The sequence below is a fragment of the Nonomuraea sp. SBT364 genome (genome assembly GCF_001083785.1).
Taxonomy (GTDB): domain Bacteria; phylum Actinomycetota; class Actinomycetes; order Streptosporangiales; family Streptosporangiaceae; genus Nonomuraea.
Map to the genome: position 1 here is coordinate 105,351 of NZ_LAVL01000005.1, position 25,441 is coordinate 130,791.

At 70.3% G+C, this 25,441-nt stretch carries 29 protein-coding genes and 1 tRNA gene; 16 read left to right on the top strand and 14 right to left on the bottom strand.

All coding sequences use genetic code 11. The annotated features are described in order from the left end of the window. The first annotated feature begins 6 nt into the window (after positions 1 to 6). The 4 genes from ADY59_RS04525 (at position 7) to ADY59_RS51050 (ending at position 3,840) form a co-directional block, all read left to right on the top strand. On the top strand, positions 7 to 729 hold the full coding sequence (locus ADY59_RS04525; protein ID WP_231618540.1) for a M15 family metallopeptidase: 723 nt from the start codon (positions 7 to 9) through the stop codon (positions 727 to 729). Between the two features lie 781 nt (positions 730 to 1,510). Continuing rightward, complete coding sequence (locus ADY59_RS04530) at positions 1,511 to 2,143, top strand: hypothetical protein (protein WP_156325292.1); 633 nt, start codon at positions 1,511 to 1,513, stop codon at positions 2,141 to 2,143. Positions 2,144 to 2,208: 65 nt separating this feature from the next. Beyond that, positions 2,209 to 3,300 (top strand): helix-turn-helix domain-containing protein, encoded by a 1,092-nt coding sequence (locus tag ADY59_RS48335; RefSeq protein WP_082309850.1) that lies wholly within the window; start codon positions 2,209 to 2,211, stop codon positions 3,298 to 3,300. Positions 3,301 to 3,606: 306 nt separating this feature from the next. After that, positions 3,607 to 3,840, top strand: coding sequence for a tyrosine-type recombinase/integrase (locus ADY59_RS51050; RefSeq protein ID WP_049558122.1), 234 nt, complete (start codon positions 3,607 to 3,609; stop codon positions 3,838 to 3,840). 89 nt (positions 3,841 to 3,929) lie between these two features. Here the strand turns inward: ADY59_RS51050 and ADY59_RS04540 are convergent, their stop codons facing one another. Beyond that, complete coding sequence (locus tag ADY59_RS04540) at positions 3,930 to 4,259, bottom strand: beta/gamma crystallin domain-containing protein (RefSeq protein WP_049557960.1); 330 nt, start codon at positions 4,257 to 4,259, stop codon at positions 3,930 to 3,932. Positions 4,260 to 4,322: 63 nt separating this feature from the next. Beyond that, entirely contained in the window at positions 4,323 to 4,652 is a 330-nt protein-coding gene (locus tag ADY59_RS51055; protein WP_049557963.1) for a beta/gamma crystallin domain-containing protein, read from the bottom strand. A 301-nt stretch (positions 4,653 to 4,953) separates the two neighbouring features. Between ADY59_RS51055 and ADY59_RS04550 the strand changes: the two genes are divergently transcribed. Further along, positions 4,954 to 5,799, top strand: a complete 846-nt coding sequence (locus tag ADY59_RS04550; protein ID WP_049557965.1) for an NUDIX hydrolase — start codon at positions 4,954 to 4,956, stop codon at positions 5,797 to 5,799. Here the strand turns inward: ADY59_RS04550 and ADY59_RS04555 are convergent. Next, positions 5,782 to 6,108: an STAS domain-containing protein gene (locus ADY59_RS04555; protein WP_197093431.1), complete on the bottom strand. Its 327-nt coding sequence runs from the start codon at positions 6,106 to 6,108 to the stop codon at positions 5,782 to 5,784. The two genes, ADY59_RS04550 and ADY59_RS04555, sit on opposite strands and share 18 nt — an antisense overlap. A gap of 51 nt (positions 6,109 to 6,159) precedes the next feature. Between ADY59_RS04555 and ADY59_RS04560 the strand changes: the two genes are divergently transcribed. After that, positions 6,160 to 6,246 (top strand) — tRNA-Ser (locus ADY59_RS04560). Position 6,247: 1 nt separating this feature from the next. Here ADY59_RS04560 and ADY59_RS48350 read toward each other — a convergent pair. Further along, entirely contained in the window at positions 6,248 to 8,161 is a 1,914-nt protein-coding gene (locus ADY59_RS48350; protein WP_231618541.1) for a MinD/ParA family ATP-binding protein, read from the bottom strand. Positions 8,162 to 8,272: 111 nt separating this feature from the next. Here ADY59_RS48350 and ADY59_RS04570 point away from each other — a divergent pair, with 111 nt between their 5' ends. Continuing rightward, complete coding sequence (locus ADY59_RS04570; RefSeq protein ID WP_049557972.1) at positions 8,273 to 9,229, top strand: NAD(P)H-quinone oxidoreductase; 957 nt, start codon at positions 8,273 to 8,275, stop codon at positions 9,227 to 9,229. A gap of 5 nt (positions 9,230 to 9,234) precedes the next feature. Then, the gene (locus tag ADY59_RS04575; RefSeq protein ID WP_049557975.1) at positions 9,235 to 9,747 is read left to right on the top strand and encodes a bacterial proteasome activator family protein; all 513 of its coding nucleotides are present in this window, start codon (positions 9,235 to 9,237) and stop codon (positions 9,745 to 9,747) included. On the opposite strand, the gene ADY59_RS04580 is transcribed toward ADY59_RS04575, so the two are convergent. Next, positions 9,738 to 10,544, bottom strand: coding sequence for an HAD family hydrolase (locus ADY59_RS04580; protein WP_049557977.1), 807 nt, complete (start codon positions 10,542 to 10,544; stop codon positions 9,738 to 9,740). The two genes, ADY59_RS04575 and ADY59_RS04580, sit on opposite strands and share 10 nt — an antisense overlap. Positions 10,545 to 10,766: 222 nt before the next feature. On the opposite strand from ADY59_RS04580, the gene ADY59_RS04585 reads away from it, so the two are divergent. The 3 genes from ADY59_RS04585 to ADY59_RS04590 all read left to right on the top strand — a co-directional run bounded on the left by ADY59_RS04585 (position 10,767) and on the right by ADY59_RS04590 (position 12,522). Continuing rightward, positions 10,767 to 10,970, top strand: a complete 204-nt coding sequence (locus ADY59_RS04585) for a cold-shock protein (RefSeq protein ID WP_043619750.1) — start codon at positions 10,767 to 10,769, stop codon at positions 10,968 to 10,970. A 160-nt stretch (positions 10,971 to 11,130) separates the two neighbouring features. Further along, the gene (locus tag ADY59_RS49615) at positions 11,131 to 11,298 is read left to right on the top strand and encodes a hypothetical protein (RefSeq protein ID WP_156325293.1); all 168 of its coding nucleotides are present in this window, start codon (positions 11,131 to 11,133) and stop codon (positions 11,296 to 11,298) included. Between the two features lie 444 nt (positions 11,299 to 11,742). After that, complete coding sequence (locus ADY59_RS04590) at positions 11,743 to 12,522, top strand: hypothetical protein (protein ID WP_049557981.1); 780 nt, start codon at positions 11,743 to 11,745, stop codon at positions 12,520 to 12,522. Positions 12,523 to 12,552: 30 nt separating this feature from the next. Here ADY59_RS04590 and serS read toward each other — a convergent pair whose 3' ends face one another. Genes serS through ADY59_RS04605 form a run of 3 tightly spaced genes read right to left on the bottom strand, consistent with a single transcriptional unit; the run spans position 12,553 to position 16,003 of the window. After that, positions 12,553 to 13,815, bottom strand: coding sequence for a serine--tRNA ligase (serS, locus tag ADY59_RS04595; protein ID WP_049557984.1), 1,263 nt, complete (start codon positions 13,813 to 13,815; stop codon positions 12,553 to 12,555). 41 nt (positions 13,816 to 13,856) lie between these two features. Then, complete coding sequence (gene pheA, locus ADY59_RS04600) at positions 13,857 to 14,777, bottom strand: prephenate dehydratase (RefSeq protein WP_049557987.1); 921 nt, start codon at positions 14,775 to 14,777, stop codon at positions 13,857 to 13,859. Positions 14,778 to 14,779: 2 nt separating this feature from the next. After that, complete coding sequence (locus tag ADY59_RS04605) at positions 14,780 to 16,003, bottom strand: glycosyltransferase 87 family protein (RefSeq protein WP_049557990.1); 1,224 nt, start codon at positions 16,001 to 16,003, stop codon at positions 14,780 to 14,782. Positions 16,004 to 16,063: 60 nt separating this feature from the next. Between ADY59_RS04605 and ADY59_RS51060 the strand changes: the two genes are divergently transcribed. Beyond that, entirely contained in the window at positions 16,064 to 18,805 is a 2,742-nt protein-coding gene (locus ADY59_RS51060; protein WP_197093432.1) for a hypothetical protein, read from the top strand. Here the strand turns inward: ADY59_RS51060 and ADY59_RS48355 are convergent. From ADY59_RS48355 to ADY59_RS04625, 3 genes are all read right to left on the bottom strand, one after another. Beyond that, the gene (locus ADY59_RS48355; protein WP_156325294.1) at positions 18,693 to 20,204 is read right to left on the bottom strand and encodes a hypothetical protein; all 1,512 of its coding nucleotides are present in this window, start codon (positions 20,202 to 20,204) and stop codon (positions 18,693 to 18,695) included. The two genes, ADY59_RS51060 and ADY59_RS48355, sit on opposite strands and share 113 nt — an antisense overlap. 68 nt (positions 20,205 to 20,272) lie before the next feature. Then, complete coding sequence (locus tag ADY59_RS04620) at positions 20,273 to 20,992, bottom strand: glycosyltransferase family 2 protein (RefSeq protein ID WP_049557996.1); 720 nt, start codon at positions 20,990 to 20,992, stop codon at positions 20,273 to 20,275. Further along, a complete protein-coding gene (locus tag ADY59_RS04625; protein WP_082309855.1) occupies positions 20,989 to 21,336 on the bottom strand; it encodes an STAS domain-containing protein in 348 nt (115 codons plus the stop codon). Before ADY59_RS04625 ends, ADY59_RS04620 begins: the two co-directional genes overlap by 4 nt. A 274-nt stretch (positions 21,337 to 21,610) precedes the next feature. Here ADY59_RS04625 and ADY59_RS04630 point away from each other — a divergent pair, with 274 nt between their 5' ends. After that, on the top strand, positions 21,611 to 22,012 hold the full coding sequence (locus ADY59_RS04630; protein WP_049557999.1) for a hypothetical protein: 402 nt from the start codon (positions 21,611 to 21,613) through the stop codon (positions 22,010 to 22,012). On the opposite strand, the gene ADY59_RS04635 is transcribed toward ADY59_RS04630, so the two are convergent. Next, complete coding sequence (locus tag ADY59_RS04635; protein WP_231618542.1) at positions 21,972 to 23,123, bottom strand: sensor histidine kinase; 1,152 nt, start codon at positions 23,121 to 23,123, stop codon at positions 21,972 to 21,974. The genes ADY59_RS04630 and ADY59_RS04635 overlap by 41 nt on opposite strands. Next, the gene (locus ADY59_RS04640) at positions 23,120 to 23,809 is read right to left on the bottom strand and encodes a response regulator transcription factor (RefSeq protein WP_049558142.1); all 690 of its coding nucleotides are present in this window, start codon (positions 23,807 to 23,809) and stop codon (positions 23,120 to 23,122) included. The genes ADY59_RS04635 and ADY59_RS04640 overlap by 4 nt, the downstream gene beginning before the upstream one ends. A gap of 94 nt (positions 23,810 to 23,903) precedes the next feature. Here ADY59_RS04640 and ADY59_RS49620 point away from each other — a divergent pair, with 94 nt between their 5' ends. From ADY59_RS49620 to yidC, 3 genes are read left to right on the top strand one after another with little or no spacing between them, the layout of a single operon-like run. Beyond that, a complete protein-coding gene (locus ADY59_RS49620) occupies positions 23,904 to 24,077 on the top strand; it encodes a hypothetical protein (RefSeq protein ID WP_156325295.1) in 174 nt (57 codons plus the stop codon). Continuing rightward, positions 24,074 to 24,295: a DUF6412 domain-containing protein gene (locus ADY59_RS04645; protein ID WP_049558002.1), complete on the top strand. Its 222-nt coding sequence runs from the start codon at positions 24,074 to 24,076 to the stop codon at positions 24,293 to 24,295. The genes ADY59_RS49620 and ADY59_RS04645 overlap by 4 nt, the downstream gene beginning before the upstream one ends. A gap of 46 nt (positions 24,296 to 24,341) precedes the next feature. After that, positions 24,342 to 24,989, top strand: a complete 648-nt coding sequence (yidC, locus tag ADY59_RS04650) for a membrane protein insertase YidC (RefSeq protein WP_049558005.1) — start codon at positions 24,342 to 24,344, stop codon at positions 24,987 to 24,989. On the opposite strand, the gene ADY59_RS04655 is transcribed toward yidC, so the two are convergent. Continuing rightward, positions 24,973 to 25,407, bottom strand: coding sequence for an ATP-binding protein (locus tag ADY59_RS04655; protein WP_231618543.1), 435 nt, complete (start codon positions 25,405 to 25,407; stop codon positions 24,973 to 24,975). The genes yidC and ADY59_RS04655 overlap by 17 nt on opposite strands. Positions 25,408 to 25,441: the final 34 nt, after the last annotated feature.

Here is a 25,441-nt window from a genome sequence, read left to right on the forward strand (position 1 = left end):
GGCTGGATGAAGCGTGCTGCCGCCATGACGTTCGTGGTGTTCGCATCCGTCGCGTGCGGCGGGCAGGCACCGGTCGCGTCCTCCGCGCCCAGCCCGCCGGCCGCGCCCACGACGCCGGCCCGGACCGCCACCCCGGCCCCGAGCCCGGCCGCCACCGAGCCGCCCGAGTTCGAGGCCGAGGTCAGCACCGTCAGCCGGGACCGCCTGCGACACTCGTGGCGGCCCGGCTGCCCGGTCCACCACCGTGACCTGCGCCTGATCACGATGTCCTACTGGGGCTTCGACGACAAACCGCACACCGGCGAACTGGTCGTCAGGAAGACGGTCACCGACGACGTGGTCACGGTCTTCCGCAAGCTGTACGACTGGCGGTGGCCGATCCGGCGGATGGAGCTCGTCGACGTCTACAAGGGCGACGACTTCGACTCGATCGAGGCCGACAACACCTCGGCCTTCAACTGCCGCCGCGCCACCGGCTCCGGCAGCTGGTCCAACCACGCGTACGGCGAGGCCATCGACATCAACCCGCGCGAGAACCCGTACGTCACCGCCGGCGGCGACACCGCCCACAAGAACGCCGAGAAGTACACCGAACGCCCCATGAAGGGCAAAGGCGTCATCAACCCCGGCGACAAGGTCGTCCGCGCCTTCGCCGACGTCGGCTGGGAGTGGGGCGGCTCCTGGTCGGGCACCAAGGACTACCAGCACTTCAGCAAGGGCGGAGGCTGAGAGCTGGGCCGACGTAGCCGGATGGCCCCTGACCTGCGGTTCGTCCACTCAGCAGTTCTCAGCACTTCCGGCCGTCTCACACCCTCATGTGCCCTCGTTGTGCCCTGCCCTCGTAGATTTGCATGATCTCCGACGCTTGAACCCGCACGCTGCGGAAGCACGTCGGTCATGGTTTTGAGCAGGGAGTACCCTTCCGAACGTCTCTCGTCGCTTCTCGCCGATTTCGATGCTCCCACGGAACAGGGACGGAACAGAAGCGTCATGTCCAGTGCCAAGGCCCGACGGAGGAGGGCCTTGGCGGCGATCGCCCCAGCCTGTGAAATGAGTACCGAAGTCAGCGATCGTCACGGCCTCAGCCCCGCTGCAACGGGGGTGCGAACATGCCGCGTCATTCCCGCAGATCAAGTCACCATACGCGGTGGTCACTTCATTACGAGTTCATGGCGTGAGGCGTGTTGCGAGTCGGCGGGAAGGTCAAGTGGACTGCACAGCTGGCGGACGCTCGCTGATGCTCGGCAGGGTTGCGACAGTCTGCGCTGCACATGGCTGCGCCACACTTGCCCCCCAAGCGTTGGGCCTGGCAGGGCTCGTCCTGTTCATGCCTGCATCCGGGCATCTCCGTCTCGTCACGAGCGCGTTCACCTCTAGCCACAGACGGGGCAGAACGCCGGCGAGGCAAGGATGACAGATCCGAACATGTGTGCCATCCTGATCTAGGTTTCAAAAACACGACCTCGAATGAGGTACGATTCTTGAAACCCAACGCCGAAGGAGTGCTTTGGTGATCATGGATCCGCAGGAGGTCTTGCAGCGCCTCGCGCAGCTCGACGTGTTTAACGAGCTGTTCCGGCGCGTGCTGGGCAGTGCAGCCGTGGATGTTAGCAGCTGCACTGACTTCGATGCCCCGGCTATGCCGGGGACTCTGTTCTGGAGCAGGACCAACCGTTACCTTGCCGAGGAATTGACACCCAAGGGCTGGAAGCACACGCGGCGGGACAGCATCCTGCGGGTGGTCCACCCGACTGCCACTCATGCGATCACTGCTCTCAGCGGGGACGGTGGAGTGGGGAACCTGGCTAAGCCTGTGCGATCCAAGAACCCCAAAGGGCGGGCAATGGCCGCGTTGGTGGCGAAGAACGGCCAGTTCCCCCTCATCACGCGCGATGAGGTCCTGTATGGCCGAGAACTCGACCAGATTCCTCTCTGGTGTCTGCTCTACAAGCGGAAGGACGGCGGGGGCCTCGAGGCTGAGCTTTCGCTTCCGGTGGGAATGCAGGGCAAGTACATAAACGAGTGGAACGAACGACTTCCGCTCAACCTGTCCGAACTCGGCGATCCAGGTGTGGACATCGCGCTGCTGGATGACCCGGGACCGGGTGACGAGGGTCCGGAAGTCCTCGTGGAGATGCGATAGCCATGATCGGGTGTCGAGCAGCGCAACAGCGGGAGCGGCCGCACGAGTAGACGTAAGGAGAGAAGGTGTTCACGCCAGAACGGCTGGTACTGGCACGCAAGCGCAGACGGATGACTTTGGCGGGACTCGCACGTGAGTCGGGAGTCTCCTCGCAGAGTTTGACTGCGTATGAGAACGGCAGAAAGACGCCAAGTCCAGACACCCTTCTCCTGATCGCTAATGCGTTGCAGTTTCCCGTCCCGTTCTTCGCGCTCCCGGCACCGTTGGAGCTGCCAGCCGACGCTGTGAGCTTCCGCGCCCCGTCCAAGATGAGCGCGCTTGAACGGGAAAGCACTCTGTCGGCTGGCATGGTGGCTACTGACCTCAACCGGTGGCTCGAGGAGCGATTCAAGCTTCCGGCGCTGAACATTCCAACTTTGCCGCACCTTCATCCTGGTGAGGCTGCTGAGCGGGTTCGTGCCTATTGGGGACTAGGCGAGTCCCCAGTCCCGAATATGGTGCATCTATTGGAAGCCAATGGTGTTCGGGTGTTTTCGCTGCCGCCCGACTGCCTGGACGTGGACGCCTTCACGACAACTCGCCCCGGCACACCATTCGTGTTTCTCAATACCCGTAAGAGTGGGGAGCGCGGTCGCTTCGACGCCGCCCACGAACTCGGCCATCTAGTCTTGCACTGCGAACATCGAATTCCTGGAAGCAAGGAAACGGAAAACGAGGCCAACGAGTTTGCCTCAGCCTTTCTGATGCCACGCGCAGGTCTCCTAGCGCAGAAGGTATACGACGCGTCCGTCGAGAGAATATTGAGCGCGAAACGCCGTTGGGGAGTATCTGCGATGGCGCTCACCTACCGATTGCACAGACTCAAACTACTGTCGGACTGGCGATACCATCAGACCGCTAAACAGCTAACCCAGATGGGCTATCGAGCGGGTGAGCCGGGATCCGTACTGACTCGTGAGAGTAGCCAACTACTAGCGAAAGTCTTCGAGGCTCTCCGCTCACAGGGGATTACGAGCGCTGATTTCGCCGCGCAACTTCGCCTCTCGCCCGAAGACCTCAACGGCTACGTGTTCGGCCTGATTCCGACCGCGCTCCAAGGAGGCGGTCAACAGACCTCCACGGCCAGGCCTCAATTGCGGCTCCTTCATTCCAACTGACCGCAGGGTCGGTTGGGGCTGCACCGAGAGGGCCTGCTGAGTGCAGGCAGACCCTCCGTTGACCATCCACGTGGCACCAGCCGGCGCGATGTCGACTGGCCACGCGCGTCATGGAATATTAGGCCAATTCCGTAGCCACATTAGTGAGAATCAGTCCGAGGAGGGATGGTCCAGACGCCACCCGTCCATCGGCTGATCTTCTCTTCACCGAGCGGGAACGCGATTCACTGTACGTACTTCAACCAGGGCCAGTGGCGGTTGGCCCTGGTGCGTGCAGGGATCATTTCTGCCCCGCTCAAGGGTGAGATGCCAGAGTCCCACCGCGAGCACGGCATACATGCCCTCCGCCACTTCTACGCCTCCGTCCTGCTCGACGGCGGCGAGAACATCAAGGCGCTGAGCCAGTACCTCGGGCACCACGATCCGGGGTTCACCCTGCGCACGTACACGCATCTGATGCCGTCCAGCGAGGACCGCACCCGCAAGGCCGTGGACCATGTGCTCCAGCAGAGTGCCCTGGATGTGCCCTCTACCAGCTAATGTGAGGTAGAACCGCAGGTCAGCGCGTCACACGCTGACTACCAGCACTTCAGCAAGGGCGGCGGCTGAGTGGGGCTGCCGGAATCACCTCAGTGGATTTCCACGTCCTCCACGGTGATGCGGACCGAGGACCACTGCACGACCTCCCCCTTGTTCATCTCGTACGGCTGGATCGAGCCGCTGGGGTGCCTGACGTAGACGGTGATGTTGTTGTTGCCGGACGCTATTTTGTAAACGTTCGTGATGTAGACGTCCATGCGGCCCGCATAGGCGAAGCAGTGGCGCTTCTCGTTGTGGATTTCCGTGTATCCGTTGCCGTCTATGCAACGCACGTTGAGGATGGCGTGGGCCGGCGTGGCGGTGACGCCGATGAACCCGGCGGCGACCGCGGCCGTAATGAGTGCCGACAGTTTACGCATGAATATCTCCTTCACTCTGACGATTCTTGGATCGCGCGGCGAGCTTCGCGGGAAGTGCCCTCGTCAGTGGATCTGCAGGGCCTCGACGGTGACGCGCGGGCTGAATCTCTTGGGCGCGCTGCCCTTGTTCAGCTGGGCATAGGTGAGCGTGTTCGAGTTGAGCCTGTACCAGAAAGTGATGTTGTTGTTGCCCGCCGACACCTGGTAGACGTTCGTGATGTAGAGGCCGGTGTAGCCGGCGTTGGCGAAGCAGTGGCGCTTCTCGTTGTGGATTTCCGTGTATCCGGCGCCGTCAGAGCATCGCACGTTGTCGATAGCCAGAGCCGGCGTCGCGGTGAAGCCGATGAGCCCGATGGCGGCGATCATCGCCAGAATCGTCGATTTCTTGCGCATGACTACTCCTGCCAGTGAATGCGATGCCGAGCGAGCGGGCATCGACTTTCTCTCCCGTTTTCTGTGGAATCGACTGTAAAGGGGTGCTGAAGACAGCCCAGCACGGCGGTTCCCGCGAAAGCAAGGAGAGCTCGCGAGATCGGCAGTAAGCAGATCAAGATGGCGGAAATTCGTTGTTGGCGGCGCAAACGTGCCCACGCAGCCTTCACGCAGAGTACGGCCGAAGTTACCGCAGGTCAGATGGCCCGTAAGATGGCTGTGACCATCTTCCCGAAGCGCGAAGGGCTGCGACAATCTCGACATGGCGGACAAGGACGGCGACGGCTGGACCGAATGCGGACGAGGGCACAGGCACTGGGGGCTGCACGGCGCCTCCGGACTGCTGGCCGTACATCATGACGACCTGGGCATCCCGCATGTGCTGATGCAGAAGCGGTCCTGGTGGAGCCACCACGGCGGCACCTGGGGCCTGCCCGGCGGGGCCCGCGACAGCCACGAGGACGCCGTGGCGTCCGCGCTGCGCGAGGCTCGCGAGGAGGCCGCGCTCGGCTCGGAGGGCCTGCGGGTCCAGGGCGTCTACCTCGACGACCACGGCGGATGGCAGTTCGAGACGGTGATCGCGGAGTCGGCCGAGCGGCTGGCGGCCGTGTGCGCCAACGGCGAGAGCGACGAGCTGTGCTGGGTGCCGCTGCCCGAGGTGCCCGGCCGCAAGCTGCACCCCGGCTTCGCCGAGACGTGGGCCGACATCCAGGGCGCGCTCAGCCCGGAGACCGTGGTGCTCGACGTGGCCAACATCGTCGGCGCCCGCCACGAGCACGGCTGGTGGAACGACCGGCTCGGCGCGGCCACCCGGCTGCTGCACGACGTGTCGGGGCTGCGGCTGGCCCACCCGGTGCTGGCGCAGTGGTTCCCGCGCATGGTGGCGGTGGTCGAGGGCGCCGCCAGGGGCGTGCCCGACGTGCCGGGCATCCAGGTGGTCGCGGCAACCGGCAGCGGCGACGACGCGATCGTGGACGTGGTCGCGCACGCCAAACGGTGGGAGCGCATGCTCGTGGTCACCGCCGACCGGGCGCTGAAGGAACGCGTCGCCGAGCTGGGCGCCGAAACCGCCGGGCCACGCTGGCTGCTGTCACAGCTGAGCGGGTAGCACGCCGTCGAAGACGGCCTTCAGCCCCGTCACGTCGAGCACGCGGCGCAGCACCCCGTGCACGCCCGTGAGCTGCAGCCCGCCGCCCCGCTCGCCGACCGCCCGCTGGAGCTCGACCAGCACCCACAGACCGCTGGAGTCGCAGAACTCCAGCCCGAGTGCGTCGACCACGACGTCGAACCGGCCCTCATCGGATAACGACGCCAGACACTCCTTGAACCCGGGGGCCGTCAGCTTGTCGAGATCGCCCGCCAGGCGCACGGTGGTGACGCCCTCGCCGCGCTCCACCTCGACGCTGAGATCCGCCACCTCCTGAACGTACACCGGTGCCACCGCAGCCGCTATCGTGGTGTGCGCACTGGAGGGTTCGCATAGTGGACGAGTGCAGCCGCCTTGAAAGCGGCCAGGTCAGCGATGGCCTCGTGGGTTCGAATCCCACACCCTCCGCTCACTCGTGGCTTCCCGCGAAGCCGTCGCCCACGCAGGCCGCGACCTGCAGAAACGCCTCGCGCGTGTCTTCCTGGAGCCGGTCCAGGTCGATCTCGGCGCCCTCTTCCAGATGCGGGTCGTAAGGCACCTGGATCACGGCCCGGCAGCGGGCGGCGAAATGCGCCTCCAGCTTCTTGATGTCGACCGCCGACTTCGAGCGCGGCCTGACGCTGCAAAGCACCACGGTCGCCTCACGCACCAGGTCGCCGTAGTGGTGCGCCTCCAGCCAGTCGAGCGTGGCCGAGGCCGCCCGCGCGCCGTCGACCGAGGGAGAGCTGACCAGAACGATCTGGTCGGCCAGGCCGAGCACCCCGCCCATGGCCGAGTGCAGCAGGCCGGTGCCGCAGTCGGTGATGCAGATCGAGTAGAAGTTCTCCAGCACCTGCGAGACCGACTGGTAGTCGGCGCCGCTGAACGCCTCAGACACCGACGGGTCGCGGTCGGAGGCCAGCACCTCCAGCCGTGACGGCGCCTGCGAGGTGAACGCCCTGATGTCGACGTAGCGCTTGACCTGCTCGCGCTCGTTGAGCAGGTCACGCACGGTGGCGGAGGTCTCCAGCACCAGCTTGTCGGACAGGGTGCCGCGGTCGGGGTTGGCGTCGATGGCGATCACCCGGTCGCCGCGCATCTGCGCCAGTGTGGCGCCCAGGCCGACGGTGGTCGTGGTCTTGCCGACGCCGCCCTTGAGGCTCAGCACGGCCACGCGGTGGTGGCCGGCGGCGACGGGGGTGCGGGCCCTGGTCATCAGCTCGCGGCGGCGCCTGACCTCCGGGGGCTCGCCGGGCTTGATCCAGCCGCCGGACGCCTTGTAGACCAGGCGGCGCCAGCCCTTGGACGGCGCGTTGCGCCGGCCGCGCAGCAGGGTCTCGGGGTCGAGGCTGTCGGCCGTGGGCCTGCCGGTGGCCGGCGGCCTCGGCGGCGCGTTGAAGACCGGCGCGGGCGCCGGGCGGCGGCGCGGCTCGGCCGGCCGCTGGAACTCTGGGCTCTGCCGGTGCCTCGGCTCCGTCGCCTCCGGCGGGCGCTGAAGCGCGCCGGCCTGCGCCGGACCGCCGAACGGCCGCTCGTGCTCGCTCGAGCCCCAGCCGGACCCTTCAGACGGGCCGAACGGGCGCTCGTGCTCGCCCGAGCCCCAGCCGGGGCGGTCGGTCGCCTCCGCCTGGCGATCGGGCCGGCCGAACGACCTGTCGTGCTCCCCCGACGCCCAGCCGGACCTGTCGGGCCCCTCCGGCGACGGCTGCTCGGGACGGCCGAAGGGCCGTTCGTGCTCGCCCGATCCCCAGCCGAGCCGCACGGGCGCGTCCGGCGGCTGCTCGCTCGGTGTCCACACCGGGCGGTCGGAGGTCTCCGCCTTCTCCTCCGGCTCGGCCGGGCGCGCGGTGTCCTTCGCGGCCGGGGTGTCGGGGACGGCCGGTTGGGGCGCGGTGTCCTCGCGGGACTCGGCAGGACGCCATGCCGGGGGCACCGGCCACGGCAGGTTCTCCTCCGTCTGCTCCTCGGCGCGCTCCGGCGCCGACTCGCCGGGCCGGGGCAGCGGCCGCAGCGGCGCCAGGAAGGCGTCGTCCGCGGGCACCGGCCGGGCGGCGGGCTCGGCCTTGTCGAGCCACTCCCCCGCCTCGCTCTCGGCCTCGGGCAACTCCTCGGCCGCGGCGGCCCCGTACACCGAGTCGACCGCGGCCCGGAACAGCGGCGGGGTCGGCGTGTCGTGCTGCGGGACCGAGAGCCACGGGTCCTGGGGGTACGGCGAGACGACGACGGTGTCGTCGGCGGGCGCCGACGACGCGCTGACCTTGACCGGAGCTTCCTCCGTCTCCTTGATGGCGTCGAGCCAGGCCAGCTGTTCCTCGAGAGATTCTTCTCGGTCGTGTCTCGCCACCGTGTTCCCCCTGTGGGTCTAAAGGGGCAGCAAATACTTTGCAGGTTAACGTCAAGAGTTGAGGGTAACGCCGCCAACCCACAACTTCTTTGCCCCGTTACCGTGGATCGCATGCGAGCCATCGAGATCACCCGCAGCGGCGGGCCAGAGGTGCTGGAATGGCGTGAGGTGCCCGACCCGCGGCCCGATCGCGGGGACGTGCTCATCGAGGTGACCGCCTCCGCGGTCAACCGGGCGGACGTGCACCAGCGCATGGGCCGCTACGACCCGCCGCCGGGCGCGCCGCCCTACCCGGGGCTGGAGGTGTCCGGGGTGGTGGCCGAGGTCGGCGCGGACGTGGAGCAGTTCAAGGCGGGCGACGAGGTGTGCGCGCTGCTGGCCGGCGGCGGTTACGCCGAGCGCGTGAGCGTGCCGTGGCAGCAGGTCATGCCGGCGCCGCAGGGCGTTCGGCTGGCCGAGGCGGCCGGGCTGCCCGAGGTGGCGTGCACGGTGTGGTCCAACGTGTTCATGACCGCGCGGCTGCGGCGCGGCGAGACGCTGCTGGTGCACGGCGGGGCGAGCGGGATCGGCACGTTCGCGGTGCAGCTGGCCAAGGCGATGGGCGCGCGGGTGGCCGCCACGGTCGGCTCGGCGGCCAAGGCCGAGCGGGTCAGGGAGCTCGGCGCCGACGAGGTGGTCAACTACCGCGAGGAGGACTTCGCGGACAAGGTCGAGGCGGATGTGATCCTCGACATCATGGGCGCCAAGTACCTGTCCGGAAATATCCGGGCGTTGCGGACGGGTGGCCGGCTCGTCGTCATCGGCCTCCAGGGCGGCCGCAAGGCCGAGCTCGACCTGGGTGCGCTGCTGGCGAAACGCGCGGCCGTCCACGGGACCACGCTCCGCTCCCGGCCGGTCGACGAGAAGGGCGCCATCGTCCGCAGCGTCGTCGACAGCGTATGGCCGCTGGTCAGCGCCGGGGCCGTGCGCCCTGTCGTGTACGCCGAGCTGCCGATGTCCGAGGCCGCGGAAGCGCATCGGCTGGTCGATTCCGGGGAGCACGTCGGGAAGATCCTGCTAGTACGGTGAGACGTATGAATGCTGAGGACAACAACACCCCCCACATCGTGGTGGTGGGCCCCGACTTCCAAGGTCAGGGCGATAACGGCGAGGAAGAGCGTTCGGTCACCAACCTGGTCGAGCAGCCCGCCAAGGTGATGCGCATCGGCAGCATGATCAGGCAGCTTCTCGAGGAGGTCCGCGCGGCCCCGCTCGACGAGGCCAGCCGCAAGCGCCTGAAGGAGATCCACGAGTCCTCCATCAAGGAGCTCGAGGACGGCCTCGCGCCGGAGCTGGTCGAGGAGCTGGAGCGGCTGTCGCTGCCCTTCACCGACGACAACGGCGCCGTGCCCAGCGACGCCGAGCTGCGCATCGCGCACGCCCAGCTCGTGGGCTGGCTGGAGGGCCTCTTCCACGGCATCCAGACCACGCTGTTCGCGCAGCAGATGGCCGCCAGGGCCCAGCTGGAGCAGATGCGCAGGGCGCTGCCCGGCGTGCCGGGCGAGGAGCAGCCCCGGCCGCACGGCGGCTCGGGCCCCTACCTGTAAAGCTCCTCCAGCACCCGCGCGACGCCGTCGTCGTCGTTGGCCGCGGTCACGTGATCGACCGCGGCCAGCACGCCGGGGTGCGCGTTGGCGACCGCGTAGGACGTGCCTGCCCAGCTCAGCATGGGCAGGTCGTTCGGCATGTCTCCGAACGCCACGACCTCCGACGCCTTGATCTCGTGCCGTTCGGCCAGCGTCGCCAGCGCGGTGGCCTTGGTCACGCCGTGCGCGCTCATCTCGATCAGGCCCCGGCCGCTGGAGTGCGTCGCGGTCACCAGATGCCCGACGAGGCCGTGAACGGTGGCGTGGAGCGTGTCGGGGTCCATCGCGGGGTGCAGGGCCAGCAGCTTGGCGCAGGGACGCGTGGTGAGCGTCTCGCAGCCGGCGTCGCGCCCCTGGACGGCCGAGCGGTCCCAGCTCCCGAGCGGGAAATCTGACTCATGCGCAAAACCGCCTTCGTACTCGACCGAAAAGGCGAGTTCGGGCACGTTCGCTCGAAGCTGATCGACGACTTGCCCCAGCACCTCGGCGTCGATGAGGTGAGATTCAACTATCCGTTCGGTATGCAGGTCGTAGATCAGCGCCCCGTTGGCGCAGATGGCCAGGCCACGGTGACGCAGCGCGCCGGCCACCCCGCCCATCCACCTGGGCGGACGCCCGGTCACGAACACGAGCATGGCTCCGGCGTCCTCCACCTTGGCGAACGCGGCAGCCGTACGGGGAGACACGGTTCCGTCGGTGCGCAGGGCGGTGCCGTCCAGGTCGGTGGCCACAAGACGCGGCGTGGGAAGGCTGTACATAACAGGTTCCAGTTTGCCCGGTGATGCGACCGGCCAGAAATCTTCCTACCGACGGAACACCAACGCGCCAGAATGGTGTTAGATGTGGAAGCGTTGTATTAGCTGATCCCGTAGTGAAAACCAGCATGACATTGTCTGAGCCACCCCGGGTGCTTGCTGTACGACACACCGGGACCCACGAGGTGTGGGTCCCATAGATTCACATCCTGAGGGAGAGCTTTTATGGCTCAGGGAACCGTCAAGTGGTTCAACGCTGAGAAGGGCTTCGGCTTCATCGCCCCGGACGGCGGTGCGCCGGACGTGTTCGTGCACTTCTCCGAGATCGTCGGCAACGGCTACCGCAGCCTTGAAGACGGCCAGCGGGTCGAGTTCGAGATCACGCAGGGACAGAAGGGGCCGCAGGCCTCCCAGGTCCGTGCCATCTGACCTGTAGCAGCGAGACAGGCCGGGGTTCGCTTCCAGCGGGCCTCGGCCTTTCGCATGTCCGGCTCCCGTCACGAGTGTGACTCGATTCACATCGGCGCCGAACCGCGCGGCCTTTATCGACATCGAGTCATATATGAGGCACGCGTGGTTATCTCACCCCGTGACCGTGGTCGCGGCGCTGGTTCTGCTTCTCAACGACCATCTGCTCAAACACGCCTGGCCGGGCCCGGTCACCGGCAAGCTCAGCGACGTGGCCGGGCTGGTGGTCGCGCCGCCTCTGCGGCCCTGCTGCTGTGCCGGCGCGCCGATCTGGCCGCCACCCTCCTGACAGGTGTGCTCTTCACGCTCGTGAAAACCACGGAGACGGGCGCTGAGGCCGCCTCCCATGCTTGGACCACCCTGGCGGGCCCATCGCGCGTCCTGGCCGATCCCACGGACCTGCTCGCCCTCCCGGCGCTCGCGCTCGCCTGGTGGGTACGGCAGCGCGCCGGCACCGGCGATCCGCGGCGCCGGCTCGTGATCGTCACCGTGCCGCTGGCCGTACTCGCGGTCACGGCCACCGCGGCGTCGCCCGGACCACCCCGGGCCACGGCCGTCGTCGTGCGCGGCGACCAGATCGTGGTGAGCGGGCCCGGCATGGCCGACCGCGCATCGTCGCCCAGGCGGCCGCACGTGGACCGCCTGGGCCGGCACCCAGCGGCTCGGGCCCGGGCAGCGCGCGGCCTGCCTGCGCGAGCACTGCTACCAGATCGTCGCGGGCGCGATGAAGGTCATGCGATCCGACGACGGCGGCGAGACCTGGGCCGTCGGCTGGGAGGTGTCGCCGGGGCGCGCCAAGATGCTGGAACGCGCCCTGTCCGACGGCGCCCCCGTTTCGTCCCTGTCGCTGGCCGTCCAGGCCAGGCGCGACGGGCATGTGGTCGTCGTGGCGAACGGCCGCGACGGCGTGGCCGTACGGGACGTGCGCGGGACCTGGCGGCGCCTCGGCCTCGCCCCCGGGGGCGAGCTGTCGGAGGCCGCGGCCGTGCCGCTGAGCCGGGCGGCGGACACCGGCGCCGAGATGCGGGTCGCGGCGCTCGCCGCCGTCCTGGCGGCCCTGGCCGCCCTGGCGATCCAGGTGGTCAGGCCCGTGCGCCGGACCCGCCCCTGGGCGGTCGTGGCGCTGGGCACCGCGGGGACCCTGATCATGGCGCCGTGGCCATCCGACTGGCTCACGGCCGTGACCCCGCTGTGGATGGCAGCCATGTTCGTGGGCGGCGTTCTGCTGATCTCCGCCGTGATCGTGGCCGCCTCGCTGATCTCCGACGCGTGGCTCGGCTCGCGCGGCGTCTGGCGGGCGGCCGGCGTGGGCGTCGGCGTCGGGCTGGGCGTGGCGGCGCCGTTCAAGGCGTGGAGCGAGGGCCTGGCCGACGACTACGGCCTCTCGCTGACGGCGGCCGTGCTGCTCGGGCTCGGCGCCGCCGCGATCGGGCTGGCCATGCTGCGCAGGAGCGCCCTGCTGGAGGCCCGGAGGCCGCAGCCGGACGCGTACACCCTGCCGGGGCGCCTGTGACGGCCCGCGGCGCGCGGGCCGTCAGCGGGGTTACTTGACCGGCTCCAGCACGTCGAGCCCCACGAACGGGCGAAGCGCGGCGGGCACCACGACCGAGCCGTCGGCCTGCTGGTGGTTCTCCAGGATGGCGACGATCCAGCGGGTGGTCCCCAGCGTGCCGTTGAGCGTGGCCAGGTGCTGCGGCTTGCCGTCCTTGTCCCGGTAGCGGACGGCGAGCCGGCGCGCCTGGAACTCGGTGCAGTTGGAGGTCGAGGTCAGCTCGCGGTAGCGCCCCTGGGTAGGGATCCACGCCTCGCAGTCGAACTTGCGGGCCGCCGACATGCCGAGATCGCCCGCCGCCGTGTCGATGATCCGATACGGCACCTCGATCTTGGCCATCATCTCCTTCTCGTACGACAGCAGCCGCTGGTGCTCGTCGGCGGCCTCTTCGGGACGCACGTAGGAGAACATCTCGACCTTGTCGAACTGGTGGACGCGGATGATCCCCCGGGTGTCCTTGCCGTAGGAGCCCGCCTCGCGGCGGAAGCAGGACGACCAGCCCGCGTAGCGCAGCGGCAGCTCGTCACCGCCGATGATCTCCTGCGCGTGGTAGCCCGCCAGCGACACCTCGGACGTGCCGACCAGGTAGAGGTCGTCGTCGGGCAGCCGGTAGATCTCCTTGTCGTGCTCCACGTGGAAGCCGGTGCCGTGCATGGTCTCCGGCTTGACCAGCACCGGCGTGATCATCGGCGTGAACCCGCGCTCGATCGCGTGCTGCATGGCCATGTTGAGCAGGCCGAGCTGCAGCCTGGCGCCCACGCCCTTGAGGAAGAAGAACCGCGAGCCGGACACCTTGGCGCCCCGCTCCATGTCGATGGCGTCGAGCCGCTCGCCGAGCTCCAGGTGGTCCTTCGGCTCGAAGTCGAACACCCGGGGCTCGCCGTGCGTCTCCAGCACGACGTAGTCGTCCTCGCCGCCGTGCGGCGCGGCTTCCTCGACGATGTTGGGCACCGTCTGCATGACCGCGTCGAGCTCACCGGCCAGCTTCTCCGCCTCGGCCTCGGCGGACTTGACCTGCGAGGCGAGCTCCTTGGCCCGCTGGAGCAGCTCGGCCTTCTCCTCGCCCTGCGCCTTGGAGACCGACTTGCCCATGCTCTTCTGCTCGGCGCGCATGGCCTCGAACGAGGTCAGCGCGGATCGGCGGCGCTCGTCGAGCGCGAGCAGCGTGTCGACGACGGAGTCGTCCTCACCGCGGGCACGCTGCGACGCCCGTAGCCGGTCGGGATCCTCACGAAGGGTACGCAGGTCAATCACAAGGAAAGGCTACCGGCGCGGGCACCTCACCCGCTCCCGGATTAGACGTCGCCGGCGCGGACCCGGGCCAGCCAGCCCTCGGCCTCGGCGAACTCCGCGTCGGCCGTGCCCCGCTTGATCTGCGGAGCCACCCCGTCGGCGCGCGGATAGCTGCCCAGGAAGCGCACCTCGCCGCAGATGCGACGCAGACCGGAAATCGCCTCGCCGACCCGCGCGTCGGCCACGTGGCCCTCGAAGTCGAAGTGGAAGAAGTAGCGGCCGATGCCGTTGCCGGTGGGCCGCGACTCGATCCGGCTCAGGTTGACGCCACGCACCGAGAACTCGGTCAGCATCTCCAGCAGCGCGCCCGGATGGTCGTCGGCCAGGAAGACGACCAGCGTCGTGCGGTCGGAGCCGGTCGGCTCCGGCAGCGGCCCCGGCCGGCTCACCCTGACGAACCTGGTCACGGTGTCGGACCGGTCGCCGATGTCGCCCACCAGCTCGACCAGCCCGTAGTGCTCGCCCGCGATGCGGGCGGCGATGGCCGCGTCGTACGGCGAGCCCGGCAGCGACACCTCCTGGGCCGCGGCCGCGGTCGACGGCGCGGACACCACGACCGCGTCGGGCAGCTCGCGGGACACGAACGCCCGGCACTGCGTGATCGCGGCCGGATGCGTGTAGACGCGCTTGATGTGCACCAGCTCGGTGTCGGGCCTGGCCAGCAGCGAGAACCGCACCGGCAGCAGCAGCTCGGCGGTGATCAGCAGCGGGTCGCCCCAGGCGAACTCGTCGAGCGTCGTCGTGATGCCGCCCTCAAGGGAGTTTTCCAGCGGCACCACGGCCCCGTCGGCCTCCCCGCTGCGGACCGCGTTGAGCGCGGCCGGGACGGTGCCGCACGGCAGACGCTCGGCACCGGGCTCCAGCAGCCGCAGGGCCTCCTCGGTGAAGGTCCCCTCCGGTCCGAGATACGCGAGTCTGGGCATGCTTACAGGGTATCCGCAGGTTGACGCGCCGCGTCGGGTATTGCGGAACGCCGTTTCGGCAGCCACCAGCCCAGCAGCCAGACCAGGGCCAGCGCCCCCAGCCCGAAGCCGTTCTGCACGATCTTCCCCAGGACCGGGCTGACCACCGGAATCTCGGCGGCCTTCAGCGACACCCCCCACCACGGGACCGGCACCACGTAGTACAGCCACACCCCCGCCGCCACCCGCAGCCTGACCGGATCGCGCCCGTCGCCCACGATCGCCCCCAGCACCACGACCACCCAGGCCAGATGGTGGATCCAGGCGACCGGCGAGAGCAGCACCGCCATCAGCCCCACGAGCGCCACCGCGCGCACCCCGTCGCCCGCCCGGTACGCCTCACGAGCCGCGCGGAACCCGTACCACCCGACCACAGCCACCAGCGCCAGCCAGATCACGGTCGTCAGCGCGTCGGGCATGTAGAGGCGGATCAGCATGCCGCGCATCGACTGGTTGGTGGTGGCGGCGTTGGCGCCCAGCCGCTCGGAGTCGAGCAGCGCCCCGAACCAGAAGCCCACCGCGTCCTGCGGCACCACCGCGAACGGCAGCAACGTCAGCAGCGCCGTCACGAACGACGCCATGAACAAGGTCCGCCACTGCCGCGTCACCAGCAGATAGATCAGGAAGACGCCCGGCGTCAGCTTCACCGCCGTGGCCAGCCCGATCAGGAACCCCCTCGGCCACCACGGCCGCCGCGCCACGCAGTCGGCCAGGCACAGCGCCACCAGCAGGATGTCGACCTGCCCGAACCGCACCTGGTCGCGGATCGGCATCAGGTACGTGCACGCCACCATCAGGAACGCGAACACCCACGGCGCGTACCTGCCGCCCAGCACCCGCCGGAACGCGAACCCGACGGCCACGGCCAGCGCGACGAAGATCCCGGCCGTCCACGCCCACTGTGCCGTCTCCCACGACATCGCCGCCAGCCCCGTCGCCAGCATCGCCGCCACCGGCGGATACGTGAAGGGCAGCAACTGCGGCGCCGGCGTGAAGTAGTCGTAGACCGGCCGTCCGTCGAGCAGCATCTGCCCGCCGGTACGGTAGACGTCGAGGTCCACGAGGCGCTGGTCGTCCGGGTTCGTCAGCCACTGCTGCACCAGCGGCGCCACCGCCGCCGCCGCGACCAGCACCGCCACGGCCCATGCCCACCACTGCCGCCGCCACGGCGCCTCGACACTCGTCACGGTGTGGCACGTTACCGTGGCTGTTGTTCACCGAGCGCGCCAACACCGGGGGTTCCGCACATGCCGCAAGCCACCTTCAGCGCGCCCCACCAGCGCCGGTGCGGCGAGCATCCCGTGCGGTGGAGCTCGGCGCGACGAGTACGGCGACCGGCCCTGCGTGTGCTGGCCGCCCTGCTGCTCACGCTGGTGCCGGCCGCCTTCCTGACTCTCCCCGCCTCCGCCGCCGCCTCCGCCGCCCAGGGCCGTGTGGCCCTCGTCGGCGTCCCCGGCCTGGAGTGGAGCGACATCGACGAGTCCCGCACCCCGAACCTGTGGAAACTCGCCGCCGAGGGCGGCTCGGCCTCCATGTCGACCCGTGCCGTCCCGCCGCCGGACCGCGGCATCACCTGTCCCGTCGCCGGCTGGCTCACCGTCTCCGCGGGTCAGCGCGCGGGCACGCCCGGCAAGGGCTGCCCGCCCACCCCGATCCCCCGGGCCACGCCGGACGGCGGCGCCACCGTACCGGGCTGGGCCGGGCTGTCCGCCCACCAGGCCGACACCGGTTACGCCGCCCAGCTGGGCACCCTCGGCCAGAGCATCGCCGAGGCGGGCGGCCGGACGGCCGCGATCGGCCCCGGAGCTGCGCTCGCCGCCGCCGACAAGTCCGGAAATATCGCCCAATACGCTGAAGCGCCCGAGTCCCTCGCGGACCCCTCCGCCTACAACCTGATCGTCCTGGAGGCCCCCGAGCTCGCCGCCGCCTGGGCCCGTCAGCCCCTCGACCAGTACGGCGTCCCCACCTCCATGCCGGCGGCCACCCGGCGGGCCGCGGCGGCGGAGGCCGACCGGCGGATCGGCGCGTTCCTCGCCACCCTCCCGTCCGGCTTCACCACCCTCGTGGCGGGCATCTCGGACGTCACCCCCAGCGCCCACCTCCACGTGGCCATCGCCCGCGGCCCCTCGCCCACGGGACAGCCGTACGGGCCCGGCCACCTCACCGCCACCTCCACCCGGCAGGACGCGCTGGTCACCATCTCCGACCTGACGGCCACCGCCATCCAGCTCACCGGCGCCCAGCCCCCCAGACCGGACTTCGGCCGCCCCTGGCAGCCGGACGGCGCCGCCGCCACCCCGGCCGACACGGTCGCCGGCCTGGCGGACGCCGACCTGGCCAGCCAGGTCCTCCGCGAGGTCCGCGGCCCCTTCTTCGCCGTGTTCGTCGCCGTCCAACTCCTCTTCTACGCCTTCGCCGCCCTCGCCCTCCGCCGCCGCCGCACCTCCACCCCCCGCCCGGCACACCCCCAGACCCCACCCACCACCGAACAGAACCACCCAACACGAACGGCACAGATCACCGCCCCCGACAGCACGCCGCACCTACCAGAACCCACCTCCGCCGACGGCACAGCCGCCACCGCGGACACCACCCCCACTGACAACGCGGCGCCCGCCGCAGAACCCGCCCCCACGGGCGGCACGACGCCCGCCGCAGACACCGCCTCTGCGGGCGGGGCGGGCCTCGCGGCAGGAAGCGGTGCCGCCGACGGTGCGGCGGCTCCCGTACCGGAGGGCCGTCCGGCGCGCACCGAGGGGACCGGCGCGGGCAGCCCCGCCGTGCCGGACCGCACCACGCATCCGGCGCACGCGGAGGGCACCTCCGGAGGGCACCCGGCTCCCGCCGGCGAGAAGCGGCCGGGCCGGGACGGGCCGGTGCGGGCGGGGATCGACGTGGCCAGTGCCTCCCGGCTGCTGGTGGCCGTGCAGGTGGTGTCGGTGGTGAGCGGGGCCATCGCCGTGTCCACGTTCCTCGCGCAACTGGTGCCGTGGTGGAGCCTGCCGGCGCCGATGACCGCGCTGATCGGCACCATCCTGGCCATCGCCGGCCTCGTCACCGTGCTGGCCTTCGCGGGCCCGTGGCGAGCGCACGTGCTGGGCCCGCTGACCGTGGTCGCGGCCGTGACGTCCGTCGCGATGCTGGTCGACGTGATGACCGGCTCCACCCTCCAGGTGAACGCCGTCTCCGGCTACGAGCCCGTGACCGGGGGCCGCTTCTACGGGTTCAGCAACATCGCCTTCGCCATCTACGCCACCGGCACGATCCTCGGCCTGGCGGGGGTCGCGCAGTGGCTGAGCGGCCGGGGCACGCCGAGGATCGTCGTGATGGCGGTGTGCGCCGCCTATGGGGGGCTGGCGGTGTTCGCCGACGGGTGGCCGTCGTGGGGAGCCGACTTCGGCGGGGTGCCGGCCTTCGTGGTGGGGCTGGCCGTGTTCGTCATCCTCCTGTCGGGCCGCCGGGTGTCGATCGTGAAGCTGCTGCTGGTCGGCCTGGCCGGGGCGGTGCTGATCGGCGCGATCGCGGTCTTCGACTGGCTGCGCCCCGACAACCAGCGCACCCATCTGGGCACGTTCGTCCAGCAGATCATCGACGGCCAGGCGTTGACCGTCGTGGCCCGCAAGTTCGGTGCCATGGTGGGCGTGACCGTCGGGAACTGGTCGCTGACCCTCCTGTCGCTGGTCGCCCTCGCCTTCCTCTTCCTGGTGCTGAACCGGCCGTCGCGGTGGGGCGCCTCGGCGCTCGGTCAGGCGTACGCGCAGGCGCCCGCGCTGCGTGCCGGGCTGATCGGCGCGCTCACGTGCGCCCTCATCGGGTTTCTCATGAACGACTCGGGCATCGCCATCCCTGCCATGGCGCTGACCGTGGCGGTGCCGCTCACGCTCGCGTCGTGCGTAAGGGCCTTGCAGCTCGCCAAGCCCACCACAGCAGGGCCGAGGTCAGCGCCAGCAGCACCCACGGCGTCACCTGACCCCGCACGACGGTCCTGAGCCAGGCGAGGTCGTCCGGCTGGCCCGCCACCCGGGCCGGCAGATAGGCCAGCGACAGCACGAGCAGGTGGACGACGAGGAACCGGTCCAGCGTGGACGCGGCGACCAGCCCCAGCAGCCCGAACGCCAGCCCGTCGTACCAGGGCAGCACGTACGGCGAAGCGAACAGGTAGGCCACGACCAGCACCAGCGCCACCACCACGGCGGACTCCCCCACCAGCTTTCCCTGCCCTTGAGGTGCCCGGTCGGCGGTGAGCCGGAAGAGGGACCACGCGATGAAGGCGAGCAGCAGCAGCGACCCGATCTGGATCTCGCCCCGGTAGGCGCTGCCGGTGCCGACGATCGACTGCAGCCAGCCCTGGACGAGCTTCCACGGAGAAGCATGGGAGATCGACTTGCTGGTGCGGGTCACGGGCCCGACCGCCTCGGCGCCGACGAGGACGTAGCCCGCGACCACCACCGCGAGCGCGGCCCCGGCCACCAGCGCCAGCCGCCCCGGGCGGCGTCGCAGCGCCCAGGCCGGCCCGAGGGCCACCAGCCCGACGTTGACCTTGGCCGCGACCCCCAGCCCCAGCAGCGCACCGCCGGCCAGGGAACGTCTCGTGGACCCGGACGCCGTGGAGAGCCCGCCCGCCAGGAGGGCGGCCACCACGCAGGCGATGGCCAGCGTGTCGACGTGCATGCCCGCGACGAGCTGGTGGAGCAGCAGCGGGTTGGCGGTCCACAGCAGCGCGGCCCGGGTGCGTCTGGCCGGGTCGTGCCTGGTGAAACGGTCGATCAGGAGCCCGGTCGCGACGAAGGCGGCGACGTTGACCAGGGCCAGGACGAAGATCGTGAGGCGCAGGGAGTCACCCCCGACCCAGCCGGCGAGTGCCTGCGCCGCCGTCGCCACGGGCCCGTAGACGCTGGGCTCCTCCCGCCATGGCTCCTCGACCGCATCGGCGATGGGATCACCGGGCAGATCGGTGGCGCCGTGCGTGTAGGGGCTCAACCCCAGGGTGAGCATGCGCCCGTAGGCGGCGTAGTTGAGATGGTCACCCGAGCCGGACGGCGGCAGGAACGCCAGCACCCCGGCGGCCAGGCATCCGAGCACCACGAGGCGGCGGCCGAGGACGCCGGGGGGCGGCAGGGCGGTCAGCCCCGCGAGCAGCCCGGCGGCGCCCAGGGCGAGCGCGGCGGCGGCCATCGCGATGACCAGGTGCGGGTCGGGCCGGGCGGACAACGAGAACGGCGGGTGCCAGGCCGCGCCGGTCAGCGCGGGGACCATGGCGGACGGGCCGAGGAGACCGATGGTGATCGTCAGCAGGATCGACGCGACGATCGCCGCCATGGCCAGGCCGGCCACCGGCCCGGCGGCCGGCGCGGCGGCGGTCCCGGCACTCCGGGTCTCGGAAGTCACCCGCAAATTCCAGCACACCAACCACGCCGGCCCGGACGCCGATCACCAGCCTGTGGATAACGTGCCGGCTAACGCCGCAGCTTGGCGAGGTTGTCCACGACCACCGGCTCGCGGCCGGCCGGGGCCAGCGCGACGTCCCGCAACTGCCGGGCCCGGTGCAGCTGCGCCCGCCAGTCGGAGCCGGTCGCCCGGTGGGCCATCTCCACCTCGACCTCGCGGATGCGGAAGCCCTTGCGCAGCAGGTCGATGGTCAGCGCGGTCTCCACGCCGAAGCCGTGCGCCAGCGGGCGGGCGGCCTCGAAGGCGTCGCGGGTGAGGCAGCGCTGCCCGTTGAGCGGCTGGGTGGCCTGGAAACCGGTCGCGCGGCGGATGCCGTCGCGCGAGACGCGTACGACGATGCCGTGGCCGGCGAGCTTGACCCGGGTCGCGAAGACCGCGACGGTCATGTCGGCCTCGCCGGTGCGGACCGGCTCGATTAACGGGGCCGCGGCCCGCGCGGTGCCGGCCAGGTCGGCGTCGAGGAACAGCAGGTGGCGCGGGATCTCACCGTCGAGCAGGCGGACGGCTTCGGCGCCCGACTCCATGGCGGCGGCCTTGCCGCGGTTGCGGCTGTGCCGCACCACCCTGGCCCCGGCGGCGCGCGCCACCCGGCCCGTCGGGTCGGTCGAGCCGTCGTCGACGACCACGACGAGATCGACCCCGGGCAGGGTGAGGGCCGACTCGACGGTGAGGCCGATGCGGTCGGCCTCGTTCTTGGCCGGGATGACCACCGCGGTGTCGGCCGTCATGAGCCCTCGGCGATGAGGAACTCCTGCGGCACCTCGTCATGCACGGTGAAGACCGAGTCGAGCCCGGTGACCTGCAGGATCTTGCGCACGGCGGGGCGCGGTGCGGCGACGTCGAGCGCGCCGCCCTGCTCCTTCATCCGTTTGAGCGCCGAAAGCAGCACGTTCATCCCCGTGGAGTCACAGAAATCCACGGCGGACATGTCGATGACCACCCGGCTGGGCCCCTCCTGCAGCAGTCGCGTGAACTCCGACTGCAGGTGAGGTGCCGTATAGAGGTCGATTTCACCGGCGATCACGACGAGTGCGTGGCCGGCATGTGATCGAGTCGAGACCTTGAGCTCCACATGGGCAGGCTAGCGGCGCGAGCGCCCCGGGTCACGTTGTCACGCCGATAGGGCGACGACCGGTATGGAGCGACGCCGGGAAACGACGGGTTCTTGGCCGAGGCTCGCGAGAGACTTTGTCCGCGCGCCGAGCGGGTCGGACGAGAGTCGCCGTTTGGGCTTCACGGCGACGGAGAGTACGCGAAACTTGACGGTGCGAAACCTTGGGGACCGGTGACGGCCCCACATCACTCAGGAGGAGGGGCTGGGCTGGAACCCGCGGGCCCGATCGTCCATGAACACAGACCGACTCGAAGATCCGCAGCGTCAGAGGCTCCGCGAACACCTGGAGGCCATCCTCATCCGCTCCGAGAAGGCCACTTCGTGGCATGACGAGGCCGCGCGGCTGCGCGGCCTGGTCAACCATGAGGGGTACGTGCCCGTCCGCACCCGGCTGGCGGGCGTGGACCTCGACTTCCTGGCGGGCGCCCGGGAGGACCTGCTCAGGTTCTCCGAGCTGGGGCTCCGGCTGCTCGACCTGCACCAGCCACGTGACGCCGGCGGCATCACCAGCGACGCCGCGCATCCGATCCTGCGGTGCCGGAGCTGCATGTGGCGCTGGCCCTGCCCGACCTTCCGCGCGATATCCGACTCCTTCAGCGCGTCTCCGGAGACCGTCCTCCCGGAGTCGGCCTGACGGCGCCGAGAGCGGGTCCTCCCCCCTCCACCGGGAGCCGGATCTCGAACCGGCACCCCGCGCCCTCGTTGACGACCCCGATCGCCCCGTCGTGCGCCTCGACGATGCCCTGGGCGATGGCCAGCCCGAGGCCCGCCCCGCCGTCCGCCGCCGGCGTCCGCGCCGCCTCGCCCCTGAACGCCACGTCGAAGACCCGCGGCAGATCCTCCTCGGGGATGCCGCCACAGCAGTCGGAGACCGACAGGCACGCCATGTCGTCGTCGAGCCGGGCGCGCAGCACCACGCTCCGGTCCGGCGGCGTGTGCCTGATCGCGTTCACCACGAGGTTGAGCAGCGCCCGGCCCAGGGCTCCGGCGTCCGCCGTCACCGGCGGCACCGGCTCCGCCTCCGCCGTCAGCCGCACGCCTTTTGCCCTGGCCAGCGGCTCGGCGCCGGCCAGGGTGTCGGCGACCAGGTCCGCCAGCCCGATCCTGGCCCGCGAGAGCCGCAACGCCCCGGCGTGGATCCTGGACAGCTCGAACAGGTCGTCCACCATGGCCGACAGCCGTTCCACCTCCAGCTTGATCTGGGCGTGGTAGCGGCCGACCGTCTCGCGGTCGGACACCACCCCGTCCTCCAGCGCCTCGGCCATGGCGCGCATCCCGGCCAGCGGCGTGCGCAGGTCGTGGCTGACCCAGGCGACGAGCTCGCGCCGGGCTCCCTCAAGGGCGCGTTCGCGCGCGTACGCCTCCTCCAGGGTGCCGGCGATCGTCTGGAGCTCGGCCGGCAGCCCCTGCGGCGCGCTGAACGGCACCTCGCGGACGGCGGCGACGAGCCGCCTGCTCTCCCCCACCACCCGCCTGGCCAGCACGAACGCCACCCCGAGCCCCACCAGGCCGCCCACCGCCACGACGCTGAGCACGATGTCGCGCGCGGGGCCGTCGATGATCATGCGCATGGTGATCGCCACCACGCCGGCCAGGGTCGCCACGACCGCGACCACCACCACGACCGCCAGCATCACGCCGATCGAGCGGGTCCGCAGCCGCCCCATCACCGCCACGCCCAGCCCGGCCACCAGCAGGCCGAGCCCGGCCGTGACCGCGACGATCATGCCCAGGTCGCCGGTCACGACAGCGGCTCGTAGCGGTATCCGACCCCCCACACCGTGACGATCCTGCGCGGCTCGGTCGGGTCGGGCTCGATCTTCTCCCGCAGCCGTCTGACGTGCACGGTCACGGTGGAGGAGTCGCCGAACGACCATCCCCACACCTGGTCGAGCAACGCCGAGCGGCTGAACGCCTGGCGGGGGTTGCGCATCAGGTAGGCGAGCAGGTCGAACTCGCGGGCGGTCAGCATCACCTCCGCGCCGCCGAGCCGTACCTCGTGCGCGCCCACGTCCACCACCAGGTCGCCGTCGCGCAGCACGCCGGTGCCGCCGGTGACGGCGGCGCCGCGGGCGCGGCGCAGCACCGACTGGACGCGCAGCGCCAGCTCGCGCGGGCTGAACGGCTTGGTCACGTAGTCGTCGGCACCGGTCTCCAGGCCGGCCACGCGGTCGATCTCCTCGCCGAGCGCGGTGAGCATGATCACCGGCACCGGCCAGCGTTCCCTGAGCTTCCGGCACACCTGGAGCCCGTCGAGCTTGGGCAGCATCAGGTCGAGCACCATCAGGTCCGGCGGCCTGGCCAGCGCCCGGCGCAGCGCCTCGGCGCCGTCGCCGACGCACTCGACCTCGTGCCCGTCGCGCTCCAGGTAGCGCGCGACCACCTCGGACACGGTCGGATCGTCCTCGACCACCAGGATGCGGGTGCTCACCTCTGCACGGTACGGCGCGGGCACGGCCGGGCGGCACCCGCGTCATCGGTTCGTAAGGGTCGCAGATCGTCCCGGCAGGACGTACGGTGGCCTCATGGGTCGAGTAATCATGCTCGTGCTGGGCGCTCTGCTGGCGCTCTTCGTGTTGTTCACCTTCATCATCCCGATGGTTCTCGGGCTGCTGAAGATCGCTCTCATCATCGGGGTCGTGGCCCTGCTGGTGTTCATCGTGGTCACGATGGTCGGTAAGTCGTCGTCGACACGGTGACGCTCTTCCTGTTCGATCCGTGGCTCATCGCCGTGACGATGATGGCGGTCCTGCTGCTGGCCTCCTGGGCCGCCAGGCTGTTGCCCGTCCTCGGCGGTGAGCCGGCCGGATTCCCCCTGGTCTACGCGCGGCGCACGGCGTTCCAGCGCCAGCGCGATCCTGACGCTGCCGGGCGGCCCCGGCCACGAGCGCCATCGGCGCGCCCCGCTTCCGGATAAGCGGGGCTCACCAGAGCCCTGAGAATCTCTCTCCTGAGAAGGGCTCATGATCGACTCTCTCGTCACGTTCGTCATCGGCATGTCCGGCGGCCACGCCGCGCTCGGGATCGTGCTGTTCACGCTGCTCGTCCGGCTTGTGCTGCTGCCTCTCGCCATCCGTCAGGCGCGCAGCGCGCGGGTCAGGGAACGGCTCGCGCCCAAGCTGCGCGCGCTCCAGAAGCGCTACGGGCGCGATCCGGCGAAGCTGGCCACCGAGACGAGCGCGCTCTACGCCAAGGAAGGCACCTCGCCGTTCGCCGGGATCCTGCCGGGGCTGGCGCAGTTGCCGTTCATGTGGCTGATGTACCGGGTGGCGACGCATCCGACTGCGCTGGCGGGTCATGACCTGTTCGGCGCGCCGCTCGGCCATCACGTGGCCGCATTGACGGCGAATTACGGTCTGTTCAGCATGCCAGTTTTGGTCTTTACACTCGTCATCACTCTGATGGCGCTGGTGGCGTGGTGGATGTCACACAGGATGAAGGCCACGATGCCCGAGGAGCAGCCGGAGTTCATGCGCAAGCTCATGCCGCTGCTGCCGTTCGGCTCGCTGCTCGCCGCGGCGGTGCTTCCCCTGGCCGCCGGGCTCTACCTGCTCGTGTCGACGGCCTGGACGGCCGGCGAGCGGGCGGTGCTGGCTACCCGGCCTCTCTGAGCGCGTGCACCTGCCCGTTGCTCACGGTCCCCGTGGGCGCGGGCAGGATCGCCCACACCGTGGTCGTGTCGCCGTCGTGGCGTACCCCCCAGCTCTCCGCGACGTACTCGACGATGCCCAGCCCACGGCCGCCCAGCGACGACAGCGCCGGCCGGCCCGCGCGCGGCTCGGTGGCCGCTCCCCCGTCGCTCACCGCGACCTCGATGTGGCCGTCGCTGCGCAGCCAGGTCACCTTCACCATGCCCGACGGCAGCGGATGCGCATGCCTCAACGCGTTGCTCAGCAGCTCGCTCACCACGAGGACGGCGTCGTCGATCGCGGCGGTGAACACCCCGCAGTCCTGCAGGTCGGTGCTCAGACGCTGGCGGGCAACGGCGACGCTGGACGGCGCGTACGGCAGCAGCACCACGCTTGACACACCCACCTCCCCGCTCCCAGTGCCCCCCGCGGGA

Bases quoted from the DNA above. Each gene is read 5' to 3' on its own strand.
- yidC (WP_049558005.1), top strand. From the start codon at position 24,342: ATGATCGACTCTCTCGTCACGTTCGTCATCGGCATGTCCGGCGGCCAC.
- ADY59_RS04590 (WP_049557981.1), top strand. From the start codon at position 11,743: ATGCGATCCGACGACGGCGGCGAGACCTGGGCCGTCGGCTGGGAGGTG.
- ADY59_RS04570 (WP_049557972.1), top strand. From the start codon at position 8,273: ATGCGAGCCATCGAGATCACCCGCAGCGGCGGGCCAGAGGTGCTGGAA.
- ADY59_RS04540 (WP_049557960.1), bottom strand. From the start codon at position 4,259: ATGCGTAAACTGTCGGCACTCATTACGGCCGCGGTCGCCGCCGGGTTC.
- ADY59_RS04550 (WP_049557965.1), top strand. From the start codon at position 4,954: ATGGCGGACAAGGACGGCGACGGCTGGACCGAATGCGGACGAGGGCAC.
- ADY59_RS04580 (WP_049557977.1), bottom strand. From the start codon at position 10,544: ATGTACAGCCTTCCCACGCCGCGTCTTGTGGCCACCGACCTGGACGGC.
- ADY59_RS51060 (WP_197093432.1), top strand. From the start codon at position 16,064: ATGCCGCAAGCCACCTTCAGCGCGCCCCACCAGCGCCGGTGCGGCGAG.
- ADY59_RS04620 (WP_049557996.1), bottom strand. From the start codon at position 20,992: ATGACGGCCGACACCGCGGTGGTCATCCCGGCCAAGAACGAGGCCGAC.
- ADY59_RS04575 (WP_049557975.1), top strand. From the start codon at position 9,235: ATGAATGCTGAGGACAACAACACCCCCCACATCGTGGTGGTGGGCCCC.
- ADY59_RS51055 (WP_049557963.1), bottom strand. From the start codon at position 4,652: ATGCGCAAGAAATCGACGATTCTGGCGATGATCGCCGCCATCGGGCTC.
- ADY59_RS04585 (WP_043619750.1), top strand. From the start codon at position 10,767: ATGGCTCAGGGAACCGTCAAGTGGTTCAACGCTGAGAAGGGCTTCGGC.
- ADY59_RS04525 (WP_231618540.1), top strand. From the start codon at position 7: ATGAAGCGTGCTGCCGCCATGACGTTCGTGGTGTTCGCATCCGTCGCG.
- ADY59_RS04630 (WP_049557999.1), top strand. From the start codon at position 21,611: ATGAACACAGACCGACTCGAAGATCCGCAGCGTCAGAGGCTCCGCGAA.
- pheA (WP_049557987.1), bottom strand. From the start codon at position 14,777: ATGCCCAGACTCGCGTATCTCGGACCGGAGGGGACCTTCACCGAGGAG.
- ADY59_RS49620 (WP_156325295.1), top strand. From the start codon at position 23,904: ATGGGTCGAGTAATCATGCTCGTGCTGGGCGCTCTGCTGGCGCTCTTC.
- ADY59_RS51050 (WP_049558122.1), top strand. From the start codon at position 3,607: ATGCCAGAGTCCCACCGCGAGCACGGCATACATGCCCTCCGCCACTTC.